The sequence below is a fragment of the Marichromatium sp. AB32 genome (assembly GCF_003718675.1).
Taxonomy (GTDB): Bacteria; Pseudomonadota; Gammaproteobacteria; order Chromatiales; family Chromatiaceae; genus Marichromatium; species Marichromatium gracile.
Genome location: NZ_RHFJ01000006.1, coordinates 53829 through 77035, shown reverse-complemented (window position 1 = coordinate 77035; position 23207 = coordinate 53829). Strand labels below are relative to the sequence as shown.

19 protein-coding genes are annotated in these 23207 nt (G+C 67.6%); 9 read left to right on the top strand and 10 right to left on the bottom strand.

The features are described 5' to 3' along the window. Positions 1 to 4 precede the first annotated feature (4 nt). The 8 genes from cowN to rpmH all read right to left on the bottom strand — a co-directional run bounded on the left by cowN (position 5) and on the right by rpmH (position 7281). Positions 5 to 295, bottom strand: coding sequence for a N(2)-fixation sustaining protein CowN (gene cowN / locus EBL85_RS03610; RefSeq protein WP_123139091.1), 291 nt, complete (start codon positions 293 to 295; stop codon positions 5 to 7). 154 nt (positions 296 to 449) lie between these two features. Continuing rightward, positions 450 to 1970: a hypothetical protein gene (locus EBL85_RS03605; RefSeq protein WP_123142191.1), complete on the bottom strand. Its 1521-nt coding sequence runs from the start codon at positions 1968 to 1970 to the stop codon at positions 450 to 452. 54 nt (positions 1971 to 2024) lie between these two features. Continuing rightward, positions 2025 to 3329, bottom strand: coding sequence for a DUF58 domain-containing protein (locus EBL85_RS03600; RefSeq protein ID WP_123142190.1), 1305 nt, complete (start codon positions 3327 to 3329; stop codon positions 2025 to 2027). Positions 3330 to 3525: 196 nt separating this feature from the next. After that, positions 3526 to 4863, bottom strand: coding sequence for a tRNA uridine-5-carboxymethylaminomethyl(34) synthesis GTPase MnmE (gene mnmE / locus EBL85_RS03595; protein ID WP_123142189.1), 1338 nt, complete (start codon positions 4861 to 4863; stop codon positions 3526 to 3528). Between the two features lie 4 nt (positions 4864 to 4867). After that, positions 4868 to 6547 (bottom strand): membrane protein insertase YidC, encoded by a 1680-nt coding sequence (yidC, locus tag EBL85_RS03590; RefSeq protein WP_123139095.1) that lies wholly within the window; start codon positions 6545 to 6547, stop codon positions 4868 to 4870. Further along, positions 6540 to 6776 (bottom strand): membrane protein insertion efficiency factor YidD, encoded by a 237-nt coding sequence (gene yidD / locus EBL85_RS03585; protein ID WP_005222249.1) that lies wholly within the window; start codon positions 6774 to 6776, stop codon positions 6540 to 6542. Before yidD ends, yidC begins: the two co-directional genes overlap by 8 nt. Further along, positions 6761 to 7150 carry a ribonuclease P protein component gene (gene rnpA / locus EBL85_RS03580; RefSeq protein ID WP_123139096.1) on the bottom strand — a complete coding sequence of 130 codons (390 nt, stop codon included), beginning with the start codon at positions 7148 to 7150 and terminating at the stop codon, positions 6761 to 6763. Before rnpA ends, yidD begins: the two co-directional genes overlap by 16 nt. Beyond that, complete coding sequence (rpmH, locus tag EBL85_RS03575) at positions 7147 to 7281, bottom strand: 50S ribosomal protein L34 (RefSeq protein WP_005222248.1); 135 nt, start codon at positions 7279 to 7281, stop codon at positions 7147 to 7149. Before rpmH ends, rnpA begins: the two co-directional genes overlap by 4 nt. Before the next feature lie 258 nt (positions 7282 to 7539). On the opposite strand from rpmH, the gene dnaA reads away from it, so the two are divergent. The 5 genes from dnaA to gatB all read left to right on the top strand — a co-directional run bounded on the left by dnaA (position 7540) and on the right by gatB (position 15665). After that, positions 7540 to 8901, top strand: coding sequence for a chromosomal replication initiator protein DnaA (dnaA, locus tag EBL85_RS03570; protein ID WP_123139097.1), 1362 nt, complete (start codon positions 7540 to 7542; stop codon positions 8899 to 8901). A 92-nt stretch (positions 8902 to 8993) separates the two neighbouring features. Then, complete coding sequence (gene dnaN / locus EBL85_RS03565; protein WP_123142188.1) at positions 8994 to 10094, top strand: DNA polymerase III subunit beta; 1101 nt, start codon at positions 8994 to 8996, stop codon at positions 10092 to 10094. Positions 10095 to 10109: 15 nt separating this feature from the next. Continuing rightward, positions 10110 to 11210 (top strand): DNA replication/repair protein RecF, encoded by a 1101-nt coding sequence (locus tag EBL85_RS03560; protein ID WP_123142187.1) that lies wholly within the window; start codon positions 10110 to 10112, stop codon positions 11208 to 11210. A 489-nt stretch (positions 11211 to 11699) separates the two neighbouring features. Beyond that, positions 11700 to 14105, top strand: a complete 2406-nt coding sequence (gene gyrB, locus EBL85_RS03555; protein WP_123139100.1) for a DNA topoisomerase (ATP-hydrolyzing) subunit B — start codon at positions 11700 to 11702, stop codon at positions 14103 to 14105. A gap of 117 nt (positions 14106 to 14222) precedes the next feature. Continuing rightward, the gene (gatB, locus tag EBL85_RS03550; RefSeq protein WP_123139101.1) at positions 14223 to 15665 is read left to right on the top strand and encodes an Asp-tRNA(Asn)/Glu-tRNA(Gln) amidotransferase subunit GatB; all 1443 of its coding nucleotides are present in this window, start codon (positions 14223 to 14225) and stop codon (positions 15663 to 15665) included. Between the two features lie 53 nt (positions 15666 to 15718). Here gatB and EBL85_RS03545 read toward each other — a convergent pair whose 3' ends face one another. Both EBL85_RS03545 and EBL85_RS03540 read right to left on the bottom strand, forming a co-directional pair. Beyond that, on the bottom strand, positions 15719 to 16576 hold the full coding sequence (locus tag EBL85_RS03545; RefSeq protein WP_148040511.1) for a DUF6544 family protein: 858 nt from the start codon (positions 16574 to 16576) through the stop codon (positions 15719 to 15721). 231 nt (positions 16577 to 16807) lie between these two features. Beyond that, the gene (locus tag EBL85_RS03540) at positions 16808 to 18553 is read right to left on the bottom strand and encodes a chloride channel protein (protein WP_223806049.1); all 1746 of its coding nucleotides are present in this window, start codon (positions 18551 to 18553) and stop codon (positions 16808 to 16810) included. Between the two features lie 661 nt (positions 18554 to 19214). On the opposite strand from EBL85_RS03540, the gene EBL85_RS03530 reads away from it, so the two are divergent. Genes EBL85_RS03530 through EBL85_RS03515 form a run of 4 tightly spaced genes read left to right on the top strand, consistent with a single transcriptional unit; the run spans position 19215 to position 23207 of the window. After that, the gene (locus EBL85_RS03530) at positions 19215 to 20120 is read left to right on the top strand and encodes an ABC transporter ATP-binding protein (protein WP_123139331.1); all 906 of its coding nucleotides are present in this window, start codon (positions 19215 to 19217) and stop codon (positions 20118 to 20120) included. Next, on the top strand, positions 20117 to 20854 hold the full coding sequence (locus EBL85_RS03525; RefSeq protein WP_123142184.1) for an ABC transporter permease: 738 nt from the start codon (positions 20117 to 20119) through the stop codon (positions 20852 to 20854). The genes EBL85_RS03530 and EBL85_RS03525 overlap by 4 nt, the downstream gene beginning before the upstream one ends. Beyond that, on the top strand, positions 20854 to 22218 hold the full coding sequence (locus tag EBL85_RS03520) for a GldG family protein (RefSeq protein WP_123139105.1): 1365 nt from the start codon (positions 20854 to 20856) through the stop codon (positions 22216 to 22218). Before EBL85_RS03525 ends, EBL85_RS03520 begins: the two co-directional genes overlap by 1 nt. Continuing rightward, on the top strand, positions 22215 to 23207 hold the full coding sequence (locus EBL85_RS03515; RefSeq protein ID WP_123142183.1) for a hypothetical protein: 993 nt from the start codon (positions 22215 to 22217) through the stop codon (positions 23205 to 23207). Before EBL85_RS03520 ends, EBL85_RS03515 begins: the two co-directional genes overlap by 4 nt.

Below are 23207 nucleotides of genomic sequence, written 5' to 3'. Positions count from 1 at the left end.
CGCCTCAGCAGCACTCGAGCTCGATACACTCGAGCAGGTGCAACCCGGCATCGTCGTGATGATGCTCGAACAGTTCGCGCAACACGTTGACCTGACTGCCGATCAGATACAACCCATCCTGACCGCGCGCCTCGGTCTCGGCGAGCTTGGTCGCGACATAGTCGTGCAGCGGTGATGGGTTGGTGTTGTGCTCGATACAGGCGCGGATGCGCTCGATGCAGCCGTCGACCCGCGACTCACAGTCGATATCGACGAAACTCACATATCTGTCGTTGGTGTGCGTCGTCTCGCTCAAGGCCCTCTACCTCTGGTGATCGTTCAACCCGGGCCACGACCGCTCCCGCCGCCATGATCGCACCGCAATCATGGACAGTGGCCCGCCGCGACGCAGGCGGACGGGAGCGGCCAGCCGCCTGATCACTCATAAGGCAAAAATCGCGCCTTAACCCTCAACGCACCCCGCTCACCGGTCGCATCTCGCGATCGCAGGCCCCGCCGACCCGAGCGATGACGCCGTCTCCGTCGCGATCACAGTCACTCCCACGATCGATCACCCGACAGCGGATCTCGAGCGGCTCGCCGGCATCGGCCCAGTGCGGAATCTTGCGATAGCGCCCGATGCTGTCGTCAAGCCGACAACCGGCGGGGATGCCATAGGGGCGACAGTCGCTCGGGGCACGCAGGCTGACCTTGCGCCCGTCGACGACGAAGCCGGGATAGCGGTCCTCGACCCAGGTGCGATCGCGCGTCTCCAACTCGTCGAAACGAAACTGCTTGAAGCGATAACCGGTGCCGACCGTCTCGCCGACCTCGATGCGGGTGTTGGCGATCAGCGCGAAATCCTCTCCGCTGCGGGCGATCGCGCCGGACATGTACTCGACACGTGGGTGCTCGGGAAAGCACTTGCCCATCGCCGGGGCGTGATAGTAGTGACGCACCCGCTTGAGCTTGGCCAGATCGGTGCCGGGGAAGACCGCGCGCAGGTCGTCGTCGTCACCATAGAGGATGCGTTCGACGTCGCCGACGCTCTGCGCGTACATCGCCTGCAGCTTGGCGAAGCGCGGCTCGTCGGCCAGGTCCGGGCGCAGATAGCAGGCGGTCAGGCCGGAGATCTGGGTGAGGAACTCGTCCCAGATGTTGTACTGCGAGACCTTGGAGGCGACCCCCTGGAAATCGCCGGGGAAGGTACAACCGATGTGTCGCGGGCACTGGCCGACGGCGCGATTACGGATGGTCAGCGCGACGATGTTGCGCTCACAGGCGCCATAGGCGTTGCAGCCGCGCGCATGATGGCCCTCGAACAGCGCGGTGCGCAGGGTGTAGTCGAGGTGCTTGGCGCGCGCCAGGGTGGTCAGCGGCAGCTCGCCGCGACGCCTGGCCAGATAATCCTCCCAGGCCCGCTCCAGGGCGCCGCGCCGTCCGCTCAGCCGGGCATTGGCGCGGGCGCACTCGGACGAGGCATGGAAGTCGCGGACGATGCGATCGAGCTGACTCGACGCGGCCGGGGACACCGCACCCGGTCGACCATCGGGCGGCGGGGTGAAGAAGGGCGCCTTCTCCATGGCATAGAGCTGACGGACATCGATCACCCCGCGCACCCCGGCCTCACAGTGGTGGTTCTCCACCTCCAGCCCCTTGCGTCGCTCGATCGCCGCGAGGAAGCGCGCGCGCGCCTCGGGACCGGCACGACGGGGATCGACCACCACCTCGAACCCGACATAGGGCGTGCCCGAGGCATCGGTGAGCGGTGCCCCGTCGCGGATCACCAGACAGGGGATCAGCGAGGTGCCCTGGGCGAGGGTGCCGATCGGCGCCCCGGGGTCGCCCGGGCGAAAGCGCTCGGCGCTGTAATAGGGCACCTCGACAGGGCCATTGAAGGCATAGAGGGTCATCACCGGGGTGGCGGGGATCCCGGCCCGCACCTGGACCGAGACGACGAGCAACGCGAGCGCGCCGAGCAGTTTACGCATGGGGTCGATTCCTGACAGAGGGTTCACCGGCCAAGCCTCACGGCCGATCCGGAATTACAGCATACCGGCCCGCTTGATGGCCAAATAGCGGTCGGCGAGCGCCGCCGGCAGCTGCCCCGGGAGCAGGTCGAGCACCAGGACCCCGCGCCGACGCAGCCGCGCGCAGCGCACCCGGCGCCGCTCGCGCCAGTCGCGCAGGGCATGGAAGCGCAGTGCATCCGACAGGTCGCGCAACGGCTGGTTCAACGCCCCGTCCAGCGAGCGCTCGCGCAGATCGGCGAGCAGCAACAGATGGTCGCGACCGAGCAGTCGTGCCGCCTGCTCCAGTCCTTCTTGATCCTCGTCGCGCCCGCAGGTGATCAACACCACCAGGGCACGGCGACGCAGCCGTTGTTGCAGCGTGGCGGCGGCGAGCAGTGGGTCGGCGGCCTCCAGCGTCGGCTGCAGGTCGTAGCAGTCATCGAGCAAGCGGCGCAGCGCCGGCTGCCCCTGGCGCGGGGGACACCAGCGACTCGTCCCGCCATAGCTCATCAGCCCCACCGCATCGCCCTGGCGCACCGCCAGCCCCGACACCAGCAACAGCGCGGCGAGCGCCGCATCGAGATGACCGAGCCCGTCCCCGAGATGGCGCATGTGCCGACCGCAATCGAGCAGGAACACCAGTTGCTGATCGCGCGACTCACGGTACTCGCGCGAGATCGGGCGCTGCGCGCGAGCGCTCGCCTTCCAGTCGATCTGGCGCAGCAGATCGCCGGCACGATAGTCGCGCAGCTGATGGAAGTCGCCGTCGCTGCCGCGTCGCTGGTGCGGGTGCACCCCGGCGCCGAGTCGCGCGTCCTGCGCCGCCAAGGCGATCCCGCGACGCAGCGCGGCGAGTGCCGGCACCACCCGCACCCGCTCCGACAAGACGAGCCGGCGACGACGGCGCCACAGCGCGAGCGACGAGTAGAGCGCCAGATCGACCCCGGTGAAGACGAAATCGCCCCGCCTCCCGGGTCGCAGCCGATAGTCCAGACGCGCCTCACCCAACGGCGACAGCAGCAGACTGGCGGGCAGCCCGGCGACCTCGAAGGCGGCCGGGTGCTGGTCATGCACCAGCAGCCGTAACCGCCGCCGCGCCGGCGAGCGCACCAGCAGCGCCACCGTGCACCACTCGCCCTGCGACAGGGTCCCCGGCAGCGTCCGCTCGACCTGCGGCACCGGCGTCCGCCACAGCGCCAGCACATCGCCCAGCACGATCACCGCGAGCAGCCCGCCATACCCCCACCACAGGGGGCCGGCACCCGGCCACCAGAGCGCCACCAGAGCGATCAGCGTCCAGCCGACGAACAACCAGGACAGGACAGGGGTCGGACGCATCCGTGACTCCGCAGGAAAACCATGGGCGACACGATAACCCAGAGTCGCGCGATTGAAACTCGGCCGCTTCGAGGTTCAGGCGGCCAGGCACCAGCTATCAGCCATCAGCGGCCAGTGGGTGTGCGTCCTCGACGACGGCGGCGCCTTCCGCCTTCCGCCTGCTGGCGACTGGCGGCTGGCGGCTGGCGACTGAACCCTACTTGCCGATACAGAAGCTGGAGAAGATGCGCCCGAGCAGGTCTTCAGAGGTGAAGCGGCCGGTGATCTCGCCGAGCGCGCGCTGGGCGAGGTGGAGTTCCTCGGCGACCAGCTCGGCGCCGACGCCCGCGGCCTGGGCGCGGGCCGCCGACTCCAGTGCGGCAAGGCCCTGGCGCAAGGCGTCGAGATGGCGACGACGGGCGGTGAAGGCCCCCTCGGGACGGGCACCGACCCCGGCGACCGCCTTGAGATGTTCGCGCAGCAACTCGAGCCCGCGCCCCTCGCGCAGCGACAGCGCGATCTCGGTGGCGTCCTCAGCCTCGTCGATGCCCGGCTCGGCGCCGGTCAGGTCGATCTTGTTGCGCAACCGGGTGACGCGCACCCCCTCGGGAAGGCTTGCGGCGGTCTCGGTGTCGGGTCCCTGGGTGGCGTCGTAGACCCACAGCACCAAATCGGCGCGCCCGAGCTGCTCGCGGGCACGGCGCACCCCCTCGCGCTCGACCGGGTCGTCGCTGTTGCGGATGCCGGCGGTGTCGATGATGCGCAGCGGCAGACCGTCGATCTGGATGTCGCTGTGCAACAGGTCGCGGGTGGTGCCGGGGATGTCGGTGACGATCGCGGTATCGGCCCCGGAGAGGGCGTTGAGCAGGCTCGACTTGCCGGCGTTGGGGGCGCCGGCGATGACCACCGAGAGCCCCTCGCGGATACGGCAGCCCTGGTGCGCCTCGCCGAGCACCGTGCGGGTCATGGCGATCAGCTCGGCGAGATCGGCGGCGATCCGCGACGCGTCGCCGGGATCGATCTCCTCCTCGCTGAAGTCGAGCGTGGCCTCGAGATAGGTACGCAGCCGCACCAGCCGCTCGACTAGTGCCTCGATCCGCCGCGAGAAGGCGCCCTGCAGGCTGTTGCCGGCAAGCCGGGCGGCGAGCGCGGAGGCGCTCTCGATGAGATCGGCGACGGCCTCGGCTTGGGCGAGATCGAGCTTGCCGTTGAGGAAGGCGCGTTCGGTGAACTCGCCGGGACGCGCGGGGCGGGCGCCGAGTTCGAGACAGCGCTGCAGCAGCAGATCCATCACCACCGGACCGCCGTGCCCCTGGAGTTCGAGCACGTCCTCGCCGGTGAAGGAGGCCGGGGCGACGAAGCGCAGCGCGATGCCGGCGTCGATGAAGCCGCCCGCGGCGTCGCGGAAGACGCCGAAATGGGCCTGACGGGGGGCGGGCAGGGCGCCGAGCAGGGCGCGGGCGATCGCGGCGACGCCCGCGCCGCTGACCCGGACGATGCCGACACCCCCGACGCCGGGCGGGGTGGCGACGGCGGCGATGGTGTCGGCACTCATCGGGCTAGCGCTTCTGCTTGGCCGTGCCAGCACCCTGCTCGATCTGACGGGTGATGTGCCACTGCTGGGCGATCGAGATGATGTTGTTGACCGTCCAGTAGAGCACCAGACCCGCCGGGAAGAAGGCGAAGAACACGGTGAAGACGAACGGCAGCGCCATCATGATCTTGGCCTGCATCGGGTCCGGCGGCGGCGGGTTGAGCTTCTGCTGCACGAACATCGACACGCCCATGATCAACGGCAGGACGTAGTAGGGATCGGGCGCCGAGAGGTTGTCGAGCCAGAGGATGAAGGGTGCGTGACGCATCTCGACGCTCTCGAGCAGCACCCAGTAGAGCGAGATGAACACCGGGATCTGCACCAGGATCGGCAGACAGCCGCCGAGCGGGTTGATCTTCTCGGTCTTGTAGAGCTCCATCATCGCCTGGTTGAGGCGCTGCTTGTCGTCGCCGTAGCGATCCTTGATGGCCTGCAGGCGCGGGGTGAGCTTGCGCATGTTGGCCATCGAGCGATAGCTGGTCTCGGAGAGCTTGAAGAAGGCCAGCTTGATCAGGATGGTGAGCACGATGATCGCCCAGCCCCAGTTGCCGACCAGCGCGTGGATCTTCTCCAGCACCCAGAAGATCGGCTGCGCGATCACCGTCAGCCAGCCGTAGTCGACTGCCAGCTCGAGCCCGGGGGCGATGGCGGCGAGGTCGTCCTGCAGCTTGGGACCGACGAACAGCCGATTGTCGAAGCTGTGGGTGGCGCCGGCGGGGATGGTCACCGCCGGCGAGTACTTGCCGATGATGTAGCGCGAGTCACCGACGACCTTGGTATAGAAGGTCTCCTGGACCTGACGCGGCGGGATCCACGCGGCCATGAAGTAGTGCTGGATCATCGCGATCCAGCCATCGGTCACGCTGCGATCGAGCTTGTCGTCGCGCATGTCGTCGAAGGACACCTTCTTGTACTTCTCTTCGGGGCTGTAATAGACGCCGCCGGTGAAGGTGTGGACGAAGCTCGGCTCGTTGGGATCGTAGAAGTCGGTACGCTGGAGCTGGTTGTACTCACGCGCCACCAGCGCCGCATCGGTGGTGTTGGTCACCCGCTGCGCGGTGTCGATGACATAGCTGCCACGCTCGAAGGTGTAGACACGCTCGACGGCGACGCCGTTCTCGCCCTGCCAGCGCAGCACCACCTGGAGCTGGTCCTGGCCGTCCTCGAGACGGTACTCGGACTGCTCGGCGGTGAATTGCGCCTCGTGGGTCGGCAGCGTGCCGGCCTGCTGGCCGAGCAGCCCCGACTGGGCGATGAACATGTTCGGCGGCACCGGCTTCATCAGCCGGAACTTGTCCTCGGGGCGCTCGGGCACCACCGCATAGTCAAGCAACCAGGCGCTGGAGATGGATCCGCCCTGGGGCGAGATCTCGAGACGCAGCACGTCGGTCTCGACGACCACGGGCGCGGCGCCGGCGGCGCGCATCTCGGCGCCCATGACTCCGGGGGTGGCGGCATCCGGGGTGACGGCGACACTGGGCACGTCCGCCGGCGCCGAACCGGCCTCTCCGGGGAGCGCGCCTGCCGACTCGGTCATTGCGACCTGCGGCGACTGTGGCCGCCCGTAGTCTTGCATCCAGGCCTCGTAGATCAGGAACGAGACCGCGGCGAGGGCGAGAAACAGGATCAGGCGCACATTATCCATGAGTCGATGTCTGCCTTGCTGGGGGAACGGGATCGACGCCGCCGGGGTGCCAGGGGTGACAACGCAGCACACGGCGTACGGCGAGATAGCTGCCGTAGACCGGGCCGTGGCACTCGATGGCCTCGATGGCGTAATGGGAACAGGTCGGATAGAAGCGACAACGCGGTCCGAGAAGGGGACTCAGGACGTACTGGTACACGCGAATCAGACCGGTCAGGATTCGGCGCATGGTTGTTTCTTCCTGATGGTTGCCCAGGCACGCTCGAGATGGTCGAACAGTCGCCGATTGGGCAGCGTCGGTGCACCACGCGCGCACATGACCACGACATCCACCCCGGGGAGGGTGCGATGGTGGTTCCGGAAGCTTTCGCGGACGAGACGCTTGAGCCGGTTGCGGTCAACCGCGCGTCGCGCGCACTTCTTAGAGATTGCCAGCCCGAGTCGCGCACGCCCGCTCCCGTTGGGACGGAACAGGACGACGAAGCCCTGCTGTCCAGCGCGGACGGGATCGCTGAAGACGTGTCGATACTGCGTGGCGCACGTCAGCCTTCGCTCGCGCGGAAAGGCTTGCTCGGCGCGACCGGCGGAGCGCTCGGGGTTCAGAGCGCGAGACGCGCGCGGCCCTTGGCGCGACGGGCAGCAAGGACCTTGCGGCCGTTACGGGTGGCGCTACGCGCACGAAAGCCGTGGGTACGAGCGCGCTTCAGGCGGCTCGGTTGAAAAGTGCGCTTCATGGTCGGTACTCCAGGGAGTTTGGAATTGGCAGCACGGGGCGCATGGCACCCCTTTATAAAAGGCGCGAAAATTTAATCAATCTAGCGTGAAAAGTCAATCCCGTTTTCGTCTTAACCTGTGGATAAGTCGCGCCGAGAGCGCTAGACTCCGAGCGCACCGGAGTGGTTCGAGGTGCGCCTCGTCAACCAACTCCGCGACGAGGGTACCGCCTGAGAGCGGTACGGGTGCGGGCAACGAGACGAGGATCGGGATCAACTGTGGGTGTGTGGGAAAAATGCGTCAAGCAGCTGAAGGGAGAATTGACCTCGGCCGAGTACAACACCTGGATACTGCCGCTCCAGGCGCGCATCGACGCCGATGTGCTGCGTTTATTCGCGCCCAACCGTTTCGTGCTCGACTGGACCCGTCAGCACTATGAGCCGCGACTGCTCGAACTGTGTGCGCTGCACAGCGAGGGGCAGGTCTCGCGGATCACCTTCAGCGTCGGCGGCATCGACCAGAGCGTCGCCACGCCCGACCCCACGCCGGCACCGAACCGCCCCCGCGCCAGCGCCCCGGCGGTAGCGACGGCGAGCGGTGACGACCGTGACCGCCAGCTCAGCGCCAACCTCAACCCCGACTTCACCTTCGACAGCTTCGTCGAGGGCAAGTCCAACCAGCTCGCCCGCGCCGCCTCCTTCCAGGTCGGCCAGAATCCGGGGGCAGCCTACAATCCGCTGTTCATCTATGGAGGAGTAGGGCTGGGCAAGACCCACCTGATGCACGCGGTGGGCAACATGGTGCTCGCCTCCAACCCCAGTGCCCGGGTCGCCTATCTGCACTCGGAGCGCTTCGTCGCCGAGATGATCAAGGCGCTACAACACAACCGCATCGACGAGTTCAAGCGCACCTATCGCTCGGTCAACGCGCTGCTGATCGACGACGTCCAGTTCTTCGCCGGCAAGGAACGCTCGCAGGAGGAGTTCTTCCACACCTTCAACGCGCTGTTCGAATCTCGTCAACAGATCGTGTTATCTAGCGATCGTTTCCCCAAGGAGGTGGTCGGACTCGAGGAGCGGCTGCGTTCACGTTTCGGTTGGGGGCTGACGGTTTCGATCGAGCCACCGGACCTCGAGACCAGCGTCGCCATCCTCCACAGCAAGGCCAGTCTGCTCGGCATCGACCTGCCCGAGGACGTCGCCTTCTTCGTCGGCCGCCGGATCCGCTCGAACATCCGCGAGCTCGAGGGCGCGCTGCGCCGGCTGGTGGCCAACGCCCAGTTCACCGGCAAGCCGATCACCCTCGACTTCGCCAAGCACGCGCTGCGCGACATGCTCGCGGCGCAGGACAAGCAGGTCAGCATCGAGAACATCCAGAAGACCGTGGCCGAGTACTTCAAGCTACGGGCCTCGGACATGCTCTCGGCCAAGCGCAGTCGCTCGATCGCCCGACCGCGCCAGATCGCCATGGCCCTGGCCAAGGACCTGACCAAGCATAGCCTCCCCGAGATCGGCAACGCCTTCGGCGGGCGCGATCACACCACCGTGCTGCACGCCACGCGCAAGATCAAGAGCCTGCGCGAGAGCGACGCCGGGGTCGAGGAGGACTACAGGAATCTGCTGCGAATCCTGACCTCCTGAGTCGCGCACAGGTCCAGGGTCGCGCCGTTCGGTGGTCGTATCCATCACATACGACACCGCAACCGCCCATTCACGATTTTTAGGAGACATTCATGGAATTCGTCGTTAACCGCGAGATCTTGTTGCCGGCGCTGGGGAAGGTGATCGGTGTCGTCGAACGCCGTCAGACGCTGCCGATCCTCGGCAACTTCCGCCTGGCGGCGCGCGAGGGCGAGCTCACCATCCTCGGCACCGACCTCGAGGTCGAGGTCCAGACCCGCTGCGAGGCGGCGGTCCAGGAGGTCGGCGAGACCACGGTCCCGGCACGCAAGCTGGTCGACATCTGTCGCAACCTCGGCGAGGGCACCGACATCCGCTTCCGTATCAGCGACGAGCGCTGCGTGGTCACCGCCGGGCGCGGACGCTTCTCGCTCGGCGTGCTGCCGGCGGTCGACTTCCCGGTGATGGAACAGGAACAGGGCGGGGTCGAGTTCGGACTCGACGAGGCCGGTTTCAAGCGGGTGCTGGAGAAGACCGCCTTCGCCATGGCCCAGCAGGACGTGCGCTATTATCTCAACGGTCTGTTGATCGAGTTCGACGCCAATGGGCTGACCGCGGTGGCCACCGACGGTCATCGACTGGCCAAGTTCAACACCGATCTCGGGGTCGCGGCGGTCGATGGTCGCCAGGTCATCCTGCCGAGCAAGACGGTGCTCGAACTGCGCCGCCAGCTCGGCAACTCCAACGACCCGGTCTCGGTGAGCCTGGGCGAGAAGAGCATCCGTCTGGTGATCGGCGACATGATGATGACCTCGAAGCTCGTCGACGGTCGCTACCCCGACTACGAGCGGGTCATCCCCCAGCAGCTCGCCAAGTCGGCGGTGATCGACAAGGAGCCGCTCAAGCGCGCGCTCTCGCGCACCGCCATCCTCTCCAACGAGAAGTATCGCGGCGTGCGTCTGGGCTTCGACAACGGGCTGCTCAAGCTCCAGGCCCACAACCCGGAGCAGGAGGAGGCCGAGGAGGAGGTCGAGATCGAGTACCAGGGCGAGTTCACCGCGATCGGCTTCAACGTCTCCTATCTCACCGACCTGCTCGGCGTGCTCGATGGCAACGAGGTCGAGGTCAGCTTCCAGGACGGCAACAGCAGTTCGGTGTGGCGGGGCAGGGGCGCGGAGGCCGAGACCTACGTGGTGATGCCGATGCGCCTCTAGTCGCACCCCGGAGAGATGTCCGCGCCCACCCCCGTCTGCCCGCTGCGCACGCTGCGGGTGGTCCATCTGCGTCGCTGTCGTGAGGTCGCGCTGGAGACCGCCGCCCCCGTGGTGGTGATCACCGGCGGCAACGGCGCGGGCAAGACCACGCTGCTCGAGGCGGTCTATCTGCTCGCCCGCGGGCGCAGCTTCCGCGGCCGCAAGGCCGGTCCGATGACCACCCGCGGCGAGCGCGGCACCCTGGTCGAAGGGCGTTGCGAGGCCGATGCACCGGACGGACGTCTACTGCGTTATCGGCGCGATCATCATGGTCGCGAGCACAGCCTCGACGGTCTGCCCTGGCCGCCAGCGGGTGACCAACGTCCGCTGCGCATCAAGCTGATCGGTGAGAACGCCCAGTCGCTGCTCGAAGGCGACCCGGTACTGCGCCGAACCTTTCTCGACTGGAACCTGTTCCACGTGGAACCTCGACTCGGCGCGCTCAGACGAGAACTCTCCCGGGTCCAGCAACAACGCAACGCCGTGCTGCGACGCGGTGGTGGGCGAGAACTCGCGGTCTGGGATCGGGCGCTGAGCGAGCTGGGCGAGCGTATCGACCATCAGCGTCAGAGGTTCTTCACACGCTGGCGGACACGCTTCCACGAACTCGCCGCGACCTTCCCCTTCCTCGATGCCTCGGATCTGGTGTTCGCTCGGGGCTGGTCGGCGCAACAGTCGCTGGCCGAGGCCATCGTCACCGCGCGGCGCGCAGAACTCAGCCGAGGGCATACCCTGATCGGTCCCGGACGAGCCGAATTCCAGCTGGAGCGCGACGGCGCCCGGCTCGCGCTCTCACGCGGCCAGGCCAAGGTCGTGGTCTGTCTGTTGCAGCTCGCCGCCGAGCAGGTCCATCGCGATCAGGGGCTGGCGCCGGCACTCTGGCTGCTCGACGACATCGAGGCCGAACTCGACGCCCATACCCTGGAGCGACTCTGGGGGCTGATCGGCCAGCGCGACGGTCAGTGCATCCTCACCCGGGTCGCGACCGCCCCGGACCCAGGCCCTTGCACCCGTCCCAACGCGACCCGGGTGTTTCACGTGGAACACGGGGCTGTAGGCTCGAGCGCCGAGCATTGATCTGATGCGCCTGTTCCACGTGGAACGGGGGCTCGCCGAACGGTTCCCGACTCGGACCTCGGGCACCGCTTGTTGCACGTGAAACCATCGGCGCACAAGGCAGAAGGCTGAACAGGGTGTTCCACGTGAAACCCAATCCAGGCCACAGGCCCGACGATCGTTGTACGACGCCCAAGCAGGGCGGCATCCCGTATAATCAGGGGATGAGACGACCGCCCTGGACCCTCGCAGCGCGCGTAGTGTGTCGGCATCGGCCGCTCACCGTCGACGCGGGGCACGCCCCCCGTCCCGTGCAGGCCCTCGCCCACCGGGGCCGCGCCAGGTCATGACGCCCGGAGGCCTGCACGGAGGACGCCCTGTGCGTTTCAGCACGACGCCCCAGAACACGACGCTCGGCTCGAACACCGAACCGCGTATCCCTCGATCCTTTGCCCTTTGCCCCCCGGGCATCGAACGACAGGATCTCACTCATCGCCCGAAGCAGATCACATGACGTACGATTCCTCCAACATCAAGGTACTCCGCGGATTGGACGCTGTCCGCAAGCGTCCGGGTATGTACATCGGCGACACCGACGACGGCACCGGTCTTCACCACATGGTGTTCGAGGTGGTCGACAACTCCATCGACGAGGCACTCGCCGGTCATTGCTCGAGCATCAGCGTAACCCTGCATGCCGACGGCTCGGTCTCGGTATTCGATGACGGACGCGGCATCCCCGTCGACATCCACGAGGAAGAGCAGCGCTCGGCCGCCGAGGTCATCCTCACCGTGCTCCACGCCGGCGGCAAGTTCGACGACAACTCCTACAAGGTCTCCGGCGGCCTGCACGGGGTCGGCGTCTCGGTGGTCAACGCGCTCTCCGAGTGGCTCAAGCTGCGTATCCAGCGCGGCGGGCACATCTATGAGCAGGAGTACCGCATGGGCGAGCCCGTGTATCCGCTCAAGCGCGTCGGCGACACCGAGCAGACCGGCACCGAAATCCGCTTTCAGCCCTCGCCCGAGATCTTCACCAGCCTCGATTTCCACTACGACATCATGGCTCGTCGGCTGCGCGAACTCTCCTTCCTCAACTCGGGAGTGCGCATCACCCTCAGCGAGGAGGCGACGGGGCGCAGCGACCACTTCGAGTACCAGGGTGGCATCCGCGCCTTCGTCGAGCACCTCAACAGCAACAAGGAGCCGATCCACCCGACGGTGATGCACTTCAGCGCCGAGCGCCAGGACATCTCCGTCGAACTGGCGATCCAGTGGAACAGTGGGTATCAGGAGACCATCTTCTGCTACACCAACACCATCCCGCAGCGCGACGGCGGCACCCACCTCGCGGGGCTGCGCGCCGCGCTCACCCGCACCCTCAACAGCTATATCGAGCAAGAGGCGCTGGACCGCAGCCAGAAGGTGCGCGCCATCGGCGACGACGCTCGCGAGGGTCTCACCGCGGTGCTTTCGGTCAAGGTACCGGACCCCAAGTTCTCCTCGCAGACCAAGGACAAGCTGGTCTCCTCGGAGGTCAAGTCGGTGGTCGAGTCGCTGGTTGCCGAGCAGCTCAGCATCTTCCTCGAGGAGACCCCGAACGAGGCCAAGTCGATCGCCAACAAGATGCTCGAGGCGGCGCGCGCGCGTGACGCCGCGCGCAAGGCGCGCGAGATGACCCGACGCAAGGGCGTGCTCGACATCGCCGGGCTTCCCGGCAAGCTCGCCGACTGTCAGGAGAAGGACCCGGCACTCTCCGAGCTCTATCTGGTCGAGGGCGACTCGGCCGGCGGCTCGGCCAAGCAGGGGCGCGATCGCAGCTTCCAGGCGATCCTCCCGCTCAAGGGCAAGATCCTCAACGTCGAGAAGGCGCGCTTCGACAAGATGCTCTCCTCGGCCGAGGTCGGCACCCTGATCACCGCGCTCGGCTGCGGCATCGGACGCGAGGAGTACAACCCCGACAACCTGCGCTATCACCGCATCATCATCATGACCGACGCCGACGTCGACGGCGCCCACATCCGCACCCTGTTGCTCACCTTCTTCTACCGGCAGATGCCCGAGCTGGTCGAGCGCGGCCACATCTATATCGCCCAGCCGCCACTGTTCAAGATCAAGAAGGGCAAGCAGGAGGAGTATCTGCTCGACGAGCCGGCGCTCAACAATGCCATGCTGCAGACCGCGCTCGACGGCGCCGAGCTGCACGTCTCGCCCGACGCCATGGCACTGGCGAACACCGCGCTGGAGGCCCTGGCGCGTGACTATCAGGTCTTCGTCGGCATCGTCAAACGGCTCGCCGCACGCTATGACGCGGCCTTCCTCGAGGAGCTCACCCGGCTGCCCGCGCTCGAGACCGCGACCTTCACAGACCCCGAGGCCTTCGCGCAGTGGCACCAGCGTCTCGAGTCCGGGCTCAACCGTGAGCAGTCGCCCTCGCTGCACTACCGCGTCAACCATGTCGCCGCCACCGAGGAGCGCGCCGCGGGGCTGGAGGTGGTGAGACTGATCCACGGCATTCCCGACACCCGCTTCGTGCCGCTGGAGTTCTTCCAAACCGCCGACTACAAGCGCCTGGTCGACTACGGCGCCAAGGTCGACGGACTGCTCGAGCCGGGCGCCTACATGGCCCGTGGCGAGCGCCGCCGCGAGATCAGCTCGCTCGGCGAAGGCGTTCGCTGGCTGCTCGCCGAGGCCCAGCGCGGCTACAGCATCCAGCGCTACAAGGGTCTCGGCGAGATGAACCCGGAGCAGCTGTGGGAGACCACCATGAACCCGGAGGGTCGGCGTCTGCTCCAGGTCTCGATCGAGGATGCGGTCGCCGCCGATCGCATCTTCACCACCCTGATGGGCGATCAGGTCGAGCCGCGCCGTCAGTTCATCGAGCACAATGCGCTCAACGTCGAGAACCTCGACGTCTAGACCCTGGTTGCCGAAGGCGTCGCCCTGAAGCGGCGTCCTCGGCGCCGGGATCGCTCAACACCCAGGCACCCAGGGTGCCTGGTGACGCATCGACAAGAGAATCAGGCAGGCCCAACCATGCAATGGGAAACCGTCATCGGTCTCGAGATCCACACCCAGCTCGCGACCCAATCCAAGATCTTTTCCGCGGCACCGACGGCCTTCGGCGCCGAACCCAACACCCAGGCATGCGCCATCGATCTCGGACTGCCCGGGGTGCTGCCCGTGCTCAACGCCGAGGTGGTGCGCCTGGCGGTCCGTTTCGGCACCGCGATCGGCGCCGAGATCGCCCCGCGTTCGGTGTTCGCGCGCAAGAACTACTTCTACCCGGACCTGCCCAAGGGCTATCAGATCAGCCAGTACGAGCTGCCGATCGTCGGTCGCGGCCAGGTCGAGATCGTGCTCGATGACGGCAGCGTGAAGACCATCGGCGTGACCCGCGCGCACCTCGAGGAGGACGCCGGCAAGTCGCTCCACGACGACAGCCTGCTCGGTGGCGGCTACACCGGTGTCGACCTCAACCGCGCCGGCACCCCGCTGCTGGAGATCGTCTCCGAGCCCGACATGCGCTCGCCGGAGGAGGCGGTCGCCTACGCGCGCAAGATTCACCAGCTGGTGCGTTACATCGGCATCAGCGACGGCAACATGCAGGAGGGCTCGTTCCGCGTCGACGCCAACGTCTCGGTACGCCCGCTCGGCAGCGACACCTTCGGCACCCGCACCGAGATCAAGAACGTCAACTCCTTCCGCTTCCTCGAACGCGCCATCGCCTTCGAGGTCGAGCGCCAGATCGACCTGCTCGAGGATGGCGGCAGCGTGATCCAGGAGACCCGGCTCTACGACGCGGCCAACGACGAGACCCGCTCGATGCGCACCAAGGAGGAGGCCAACGACTACCGTTACTTCCCCGACCCCGACCTGTTGCCGGTCGAGATCGACGCCACCTTCATCGAGCGCGTCGCTGCCGATCTGCCCGAACTCCCGGACGCCAAGCGTGCCCGTTTCCGTGACGACTTCGGGCTCTCCGAGTACGACGCCAACCTGCTCGCGGGCAGCCGCGCGCTGGCCGACTACTTCGAGGCCGCGGCACGCGCCAGCGGCGAGCCCAAGCTCGCCGCCAACTGGGTCAGCGGCGAGCTGATGGCCGCGCTCAACAAGGCGGGACTGGAGATCGAGGCATCACCGGTGAGCGCCGAGGGACTCGCCGGGCTGATCGCCCGGATCAAGGACGGCACCATCTCGGGCAAGATCGCCAAGCAGGTGTTCGAGGCGATGTGGCAGGGCGAGGGCGATGCCGATCAGGTGATCGAACAGAAGGGGCTCAAGCAGATCACCGACACGGGGGCGATCGAGTCGATGATCGACGGGATCATCGCCGCCAACCCCGCACAGGTCGAGCAGTACCGGGCCGGCAAGGACAAGGTGTTCGGCTTCTTCGTCGGTCAGGTGATGAAGGCCAGCGCCGGCAAGGCCAACCCCCAGCAGGTCAACGCCATCCTCAAGGACAAGCTGAAACCTTGACCTGACCGGTCGTCACACCCGCCACACGGTGGCGGGCGTGATGTCGGCGAACCTCAGGGCGTGAACTTGTAGCGCGCCTCGCTCACCCGCCCCTGGGCATAGACCTGACGCCCCTGGGGCAACACCCAGGCCATCTCGTACTGCGCCGGGATCAGCATCCCGCCATGCTCGCGATACTCCCAGAAACGCATCTCCCAGGGGGTCTCGATCCGGGTGCCACCGACCCGTCGCTCACGCGCCGGCGCCCGCACCGAGCGCACCATCCCGCCATCATCGAAGGTGAACACCACCTCGACGCCGACGCCGTCGTCCTCCAGGGTCGCACGGGCATGCCGGTCGTCGATTGCCTCCCAGGTCACCCCCTGACTCGGCAGCAACCGGGTCGGATACCACACCGCCTCGGCAAAAAAACGGCTGAGTTCGCTCCTCGCGCCGGCCTCATCCTCGCGCGAGCGTACCAACGGGATCAGGCCGAACAGCTTGTAGCGGGCCACTCCAACCCCGGCGAGCAGGCCCTGATGGGCGAACAGCCCGAGCCCGGGCAGCCAGCGCAGCCGCGCATCCCACAACCAACCGGGACGGGCGACGAAGACCCGCTGACGGGCACGGAAGGGGACCCAGCGGGTGCGGGCGCGACCGAGATCGATCTTGCCCTCCTGGGCGATCTCGGCGGCGGCCACCAGCGGCTGTCGCGCACTCAACACGGCATGGAAATAGGCCTGCACCGGCTCCGGCAGCCCCTGCAGCTCATCGCGCTCGAAGGTGCGCGGCGTCACCGCACGCCTGGCCGCCTCGAGCCGCTCGACCAGCGCCACGGTCACGCTCTGCCAACGCGTGACCCCGAGCAGAATGATCACCGCCGGCACCATGATCAGCGCGAACAGCACGAAAAATAGCGTATTCAACAACATGTCCGTTCCTGATTGCAGATAAGAGGAACGTCACACGCCAGTGCCCGCAGGCTTCCCCGGGACCAAGATCCGGCGCGCGACTCACGAACCGACCCTCCAGGTCGCGATACATGATCGCGCACCTCAGCTACCAGTCGCCAGCTGCCAGTCGCCAGCCAGGGGCGCCATGCCGTCCCCACTGGAAGCTGGCGACTGGCCGCTGGTAGCTAATGGCCAGCGGCTGATGGCCGCTCAATATCGATACGCCGACTCGATACGCCCGCGGGTGAGGACGCCGTAGACGTGGTCGATCCCCGGGGCCAGGGGACGCTGGACATAGAGCGCCTCGACCCCGCGGGCATTGAGCTGTTCGATCGCCTCCTGGAGGGTCGCCTGGAGATGGATGGGGGCCAGCTCGAAACGCTCGGCGGGGATCTCCAGCAGATCGATCTCGACCGTCTCCGGGGTACGCGCAAGCTCGCTGGCAACCGCCAGTCCGGGCATCAACACGCTGGGAGCACCGTCCTGGTCGACGATGATCCAATCCGGCGCATCGGCGACCAGACGTTCGGCCTTGGCGCGATCGAGCAGCCGTTGCTGGCGCACGAAGCCGGTGTTCATCACGCTCGCCACGCCGCTCCTGCGCAATATCGCGATCACCGGGTTGGCGCGATAATCGAGCCCCTTGGCGCGCAGCAGGGTCAGGAACATCGAATCCTTGCCGAACAGCTGGCGACAGGTCAGCGCCGCGATCACGATCGCCAGCATCCCCGGCATCATCACCCCGGGGTTGTGGCTGAGTTCGACGATGGCGGTGAGCGCGGCCAACGGCGCCTGCAGGCTCGCCCCCATCATCGCCCCCATGCCGAGCAGGGTGTAGAAGGTGACATGGGCGGGATCGAGCGGGACGAAGAACGCACTGATCACCGCGGTGAGATTGCCGACGATCGCCCCCATGAACAGCGCCGGACCGATGTTGCCCCCGGGGATCCCGAGCCCGACGCTGAGCGCGGTGGCGGCGAGCTTGGCGACGAGCAGCACCACCAGAAAGCCCCAGGCGGCCTGACCGGTGAGCAGCGTCTGCTGGGTGTCATAACCGAGCCCCATCACCTCAGGGACCAGGACACCGATGAGCCCGGCGGCAAGGCCCGCAACCAGGTAGCGACGCAACCCACCGAGACGCCCGGCAAGCCGCGCCGCGCCCTGCAACGACTGGATATAGGCCGCCGCGACCGCGCCGGCAAGCACCCCCAGCAACAGCACCGGCAGCAGATCGGCGAGCGAGCCGAGCACGAAGGGCGGGAGCAGCAACACCGGAGCGCTGCCGAAGACGGCCACGGCGACGGCATTGGCGCTCACCGCCGCCAGGGTGACCGGGATGAAACCGCCGATGCTGTAGGGCAGCGCCAGCACCTCCAGGGCAAAGATCACCCCGGCCAGCGGGGTGTTGAAGGAGGCGGCGATCCCGGCGGCGGTCCCGCAGGCGGCCATGGTGCGGATGCTGTTGTTGGGCAGGGAGAAGAGCTGGCCGAGCAGACTGCCGCTGGCCGCGCCGAGATGGACGTGTGGCCCCTCGCGCCCCACCGAGTGGCCGCTGACGATGGCGATGGCCGCACCGACGAACTGCAGCACGAAGCCGCGCAGGGTCAGATAGCCCTGGTGATACTCCATGCGCTCCATCACCCGGGCCACGCCGAGCACCTGGATACCCTGAGCAAAGCGCAGGAAGATCACCCCGATGACCAGCGCCCCGGCGAGCGGCAACAACAACCGTACCCAGATGGCGAGCGCCTCGTAGTTCTCGCCATGCTCGGGCAGCCAGGCCGCCTGGGCACCCTCGACCACGAGCCGGAAACCGACGATCACCGCACCGGCCAACAGCCCGGTCAACAACCCGATGGCGGCGTGCCACACCAGCGCCTCCGGGCGCGACAGACGCAGCCGGAGCCACTCCAGCGAGGGATGGAACCAAGTCGGCAACGGGCTAGGACGACGCATGCGCCGCATTCTTGCCGCCACCGCCGGGCATGGCAAGGTATCAATCACCAGCGACCAGCGACCAGCGACCAGCGACCAGCGACCAGCGACCAGGAGATTGAACCGCGAAGGCGCGAAGGACGCGAAGATGTTGGATGCACAAGAACGCGGCTCACCACTGGCGACCGTCAGCTGACAGCTGGAAGCTGATTCGAACCGCAAAGCCGCAAAGGACGCGAAGGGGGTTGGATGCACAAGACTCCAGCACCAACGCGGCTCACCACTGGCGGCTGTCAGCTGATCGCTGGAAGCTGATTCGAACCGCGAAGGCGCGAAGAAGGAAAGAGCCTCCAGCGATCAGCCTCCAGCTGCCAGTGGCTGTCTGTCTTCGAGTGTTGGTTGGAAATGCACGCCAACCGGTGGCCGACAGTGAATGGAGCGCGCTATCGTCGAGGGCGTCCCTCCACTGGCGGCTGGCCGCTGATCGCTGGCAGCTTGAATCCCTTCGCACCCTTTGCGGCTTTGCGGTTCAAACTTCCTGGCGGCTGGCGGCTGGCGGCTGGCGGCTGGCGACTGGTAGCTGGTCGCTGGTCGCTGGTCGCTGGTCGCTGACAACTGATCGCTGGAAGTGTTTGGCAATCCCCCGAGGAGCGGGTATCTTGCCGCTGTCATGGAGACCCTCGTGCGCGCAACCGCCCTGAGCCGCCGCTTCGGACGCCATCAGGCGCTCTCCGAGGTGGAGCTGACGCTCGATACCGGTCAGGTGCTCGGTCTGCTCGGCCCCAATGGGGCCGGCAAGAGTACCTGCCTGCGGCTGCTCGCCGGCGTGCTCGCACCGAGCAGCGGCCGGGTCGAGATCCTCGGCGCCGATCTCGCCCGTCAGCCACGCCTGGCCAGGCGCCGGATCGGTTACCTTCCCGAACGCCCGCCGCTCCACCCCGAGCTGCGGGTGGACGAATATCTGCGCTTCTGTGCACGACTGCGTGGCATCCCAGGTGCGCGCATCAACGCAAGCCTGGACGCGGCCAAGCATCGCTGCGGACTCGACCGGGCGGGTCGCCAGCTCGTCGGCACCCTGTCCAAGGGCTATCAGCAGCGCCTGGGGATCGCCCAGGCGATCATCCACCGCCCCCGGGTCCTTATCCTCGACGAGCCGACCGAGGGACTCGACCCTTACCAGATCCGCGCGCTGCGCGCACTGATCCGCGATCTCGCGCACGAGTGCGGCATCATCCTCTCGAGCCACATCCTCCCCGAGGTCCAAGCGGTGTGCGACCGGGTGATGATCCTGCACCAGGGCCGGGTTCGCTATGACGGCTATCCCGCCGCCGACCACAATCCGCATCTGTGGCGGATCCGGCTCGGCGACCCGGAGCAGGGTGAGCGGTTGCACGCGCTCGACTCGCTCGATCAGGTGAGTCCACTCGCCGAGGCCCGCTACCGGGTCGTGCTCAAGGATGGCGCGAGCGCCGCCGACCTGGCCCGCGAGCTGGTCGCCGCCGGGGTCGATCTGCACGAACTCCACCCCGAGCGCAGCGATCTCGAACGCGTCTTCTTCGACCTCACCGGCGCGGAGGAGTCGACATGATCCGTACCCTGTTCACCCGTGAGCTGCTCGGCGGCGCCGTCACCCCCTTGCCCTGGGTACTGCTCGGCGGCGCCCAGATCGTGCTCGCCTGGATCTTCCTCCAGGTGCTCGAGGAGGTCGCCGGACTCGACGCGGCGACCCGTCAGCACAGTCTGACCCTGGAGCTGACCCTCAACCTGTTCGGCTTCACCGCGGTGATCCTGATGTTCGCCGCGCCGCTGATGGGCGCGCGGATGCTCAGCGCGGAGCTGCGCGACGGGCGCTTCACGCTGCTCGCCAGCTCGCCGATCGGCAGTGGCGAGATCGTGCTCGGCAAGTATCTCGGGCTGTGGGCACTGCTCAGCCCGCTGTGTCTGCTGCCGGCACTCAACCTGCTGCTCCTCGTCGGTGCCGCGCCGCTCGACGCGGGACAGATCGCCGCCGCCACCCTGGGGCTGTGGCTCGTCGCCGGGCTGTTCGCGGCGGTGGCCATCCACGCCTCGACGCTGAGCACCCAGCCGACGAGCGCGACCCTGGCCGCCTTCGCCGTGCTGCTGCTGCTCTCGGTCATCGGTCGCGCCGAGCAGTTCGTCGACGGCTCACTGTCACTGTTCGGTTGGCTGACCTGGAACGAGCACCTCTTCTGGTTCCTGCTCGGTGCCGTCCGACTCAGCGATCTCGCCTATTTCGCCCTGTTCAGCGCGGTCTTCCTCGCGCTCGCCCAGCGCCGCCTCGACAACCGACGGCTCGCCTGATGTCGCCACTGCATCGTATCCACGCCCTGCTCAAACGACTCGATCGCCCGCTCGCCGATGGCGTCTTCCTCGCGCTACTGCTCGCCGTGGCGATCGCCGCCGGCTGGCTGAGCGCACGTCACGATCGCTACTGGGACTGGACCTCGAGTGGCGACAACAGCCTCTCGGTCGAGACTCTGCAGCTGCTCGCCGAACTCGATCAGCCGCCGCGCATCACCGTCTTCGCCGACCCCGACGGACTGCTCGGCAAGTCGATCAGACGTTTTCTCACCCGCTATCAACAGGCGCTCCCCGGCATGCGGGTCGAGTTCGTCGACCCGCGCCGCTTCCCCGAGCGCGCGCGTAACGCCCAGGTCCGGGTCGATGGCCAGTTGCTGGTCGAGTATCGCGGCCGACGCGAGACCCTGGAGCGGCTCGACGAGCATGATCTCAGCGCCGCCATCGCCCGACTGCTGGAGGATCGGCGACCCTGGGTCGCGGTGATCGAGGGGCACGGCGAGCGCGACATCGATGGCGAGGCCGCCACCGATCTCGGTCGGCTCGGGCGCGAACTCGAGGCCCAGGGCTTTCTCGCCCGTCCACTGGACCTGGCGCTGGTCAGCGACGTGCCGGTCAACACCCACCTGGTGGTCCTCAGCCAGCCCGAGATCGCGCTCTTCCCCGGCGAGGTCGAGCGACTGATCGACTATCTCGATCGTGGCGGCAACCTGCTGTGGCTGCTCGACCCCGGCCCGCTCAACGGCCTCGAGCCACTGCTCGAACGGCTCGGACTGCACCCGCTGCCCGGGGTGGTGCTCGACCCCGAGAGCCTGGAGCAGGGCGCCGACACCCCGACCCTCGCACAGGGAACCGCCACCCCCCACCCGCTGACCGCCCAGCTGTCGCAGTCGGTGCTGCTCCCCGGGGCGCGTGTCTTCGCCCCCGAGAGCGCCGCGGGCTGGACACTCGCGCAGCCGCTGGTCAGCGGTCCGCGCAGCTGGAACGAGGTCGGACGCATCGAACCCGGGAGCTACCGCGACGAGGTCGTCGGCGAGTTGGCCGGTCCTCAGGCGCTCCTGCTCGCGTTGACCCGCGCGAGCACCGAGGGCGACCGCCACCAGCGCATCGCGATAGTCGGTGACGGTGACTTCATGAGCAACGCCTGGATCAACCGCGAGGGCAACCGGGCGCTCGCCTTCGCCTTGATCGACTGGCTCAGTGGCGCGCGCATGCACCCGTTGCCGTCACCGGCGCCCGGACATCCGCCACTCGAACTCGACGACGAGCGGCGCCTGCTGCTCGGCCTGGGCAGCCTGGGGGTGATCCCCGGACTGCTGCTCGCCATCTGGCTGCTGATCCAGTGGCGGCGCGGGAGGGTACGATGAATCGACGCTGGCGGATCAATCTGGTCCTGGCGATACTCCTGCTCGGACTCGCACTGGCGATCCGTGATGAGCTGCACCAGCACCATGCGCGCCCGCTGCTGGCGACGATCGAACCGACACAGATCCAGCGCATCGGTCTCGAGCGCGATGGCGAGCCGCCGCTCGAGTTCATGCGCGCCGGCGCGGGCTGGGAGCTGCGCGCGCCCTTCCGCGCACCGGCCGACGTCGAGCGCATCGAACGCCTGCTCGGGGTGCTCGCGACACCGGTGCAACAGAGCTTCCCGGTCAGTGGGCTCGAACTCGCTCCCCTGGGGCTGTCGCACCCTCGGGTGCAGCTGCGGGTCGATGCCCGAGCGTTCGCCTTCGGCGCCACCGATCCGCTCCAGCAGCATCGCTATGTCGCCGCCGGGGACCTGGTACACCTGATCGACGATCGCGCCTACCACCTGCTGATCGCGCCGCTGCGCGACTATGTCTCGACGCGCCCGCTGCCGGCCGACTTCGTCCCGGTGCAGGGCACGCTCGAGGGTATCGGGCTGACCCCGGAGTCGCTCGCCGCGCTGCCCGCGCTCAGCGCCGAGCGGGTCGAGCACGACCCCGAGCCACCACACGGCACCGCCCTCAGTCTGCGCGCCGAGGACGGTCGGATGCTGCGCTTCCGTCTCTCCGAGGATCAGCGCAGCTGGCGACGACTCGATCAGCCGTTGCGCTATCTGCTGGCCACGGCGCCCAGGCTCGCGACCGATCCGGCGCTGGCGACCTTGCCCGAACCGATGGCGCCACCAGCCCCCATCGGCGCCGATCCCTTCGCCCCGGAGAGCGGCGCGATGGACGAGCCGGTGCTGCCGAGCGATGCCCTGCTCGGACCGCCACCGGAGGTCCGCCTCGGCCCCGAACGCCCCAGCCCCGAGGCCGGCTTCGGCGCCGAGCCCTACAAGCGTCCGCCCCAGGGCTTCGGCCAGGACCCCTTCGCCCCGGATCCGCCCTGA

Excerpts from the sequence above, each read along its gene's own strand:
- gatB (WP_123139101.1), top strand. The coding sequence starts at position 14,223 with ATGCAATGGGAAACCGTCATCGGTCTCGAGATCCACACCCAGCTCGCG.
- EBL85_RS03600 (WP_123142190.1), bottom strand. The coding sequence starts at position 3,329 with ATGCGTCCGACCCCTGTCCTGTCCTGGTTGTTCGTCGGCTGGACGCTG.
- EBL85_RS03520 (WP_123139105.1), top strand. The coding sequence starts at position 20,854 with ATGTCGCCACTGCATCGTATCCACGCCCTGCTCAAACGACTCGATCGC.
- yidC (WP_123139095.1), bottom strand. The coding sequence starts at position 6,547 with ATGGATAATGTGCGCCTGATCCTGTTTCTCGCCCTCGCCGCGGTCTCG.
- EBL85_RS03515 (WP_123142183.1), top strand. The coding sequence starts at position 22,215 with ATGAATCGACGCTGGCGGATCAATCTGGTCCTGGCGATACTCCTGCTC.
- EBL85_RS03545 (WP_148040511.1), bottom strand. The coding sequence starts at position 16,576 with ATGTTGTTGAATACGCTATTTTTCGTGCTGTTCGCGCTGATCATGGTG.
- EBL85_RS03525 (WP_123142184.1), top strand. The coding sequence starts at position 20,117 with ATGATCCGTACCCTGTTCACCCGTGAGCTGCTCGGCGGCGCCGTCACC.
- EBL85_RS03605 (WP_123142191.1), bottom strand. The coding sequence starts at position 1,970 with ATGCGTAAACTGCTCGGCGCGCTCGCGTTGCTCGTCGTCTCGGTCCAG.
- EBL85_RS03540 (WP_223806049.1), bottom strand. The coding sequence starts at position 18,553 with ATGCGTCGTCCTAGCCCGTTGCCGACTTGGTTCCATCCCTCGCTGGAG.
- dnaN (WP_123142188.1), top strand. The coding sequence starts at position 8,994 with ATGGAATTCGTCGTTAACCGCGAGATCTTGTTGCCGGCGCTGGGGAAG.
- yidD (WP_005222249.1), bottom strand. The coding sequence starts at position 6,776 with ATGCGCCGAATCCTGACCGGTCTGATTCGCGTGTACCAGTACGTCCTG.
- mnmE (WP_123142189.1), bottom strand. The coding sequence starts at position 4,863 with ATGAGTGCCGACACCATCGCCGCCGTCGCCACCCCGCCCGGCGTCGGG.
- gyrB (WP_123139100.1), top strand. The coding sequence starts at position 11,700 with ATGACGTACGATTCCTCCAACATCAAGGTACTCCGCGGATTGGACGCT.
- rpmH (WP_005222248.1), bottom strand. The coding sequence starts at position 7,281 with ATGAAGCGCACTTTTCAACCGAGCCGCCTGAAGCGCGCTCGTACCCAC.
- EBL85_RS03560 (WP_123142187.1), top strand. The coding sequence starts at position 10,110 with ATGTCCGCGCCCACCCCCGTCTGCCCGCTGCGCACGCTGCGGGTGGTC.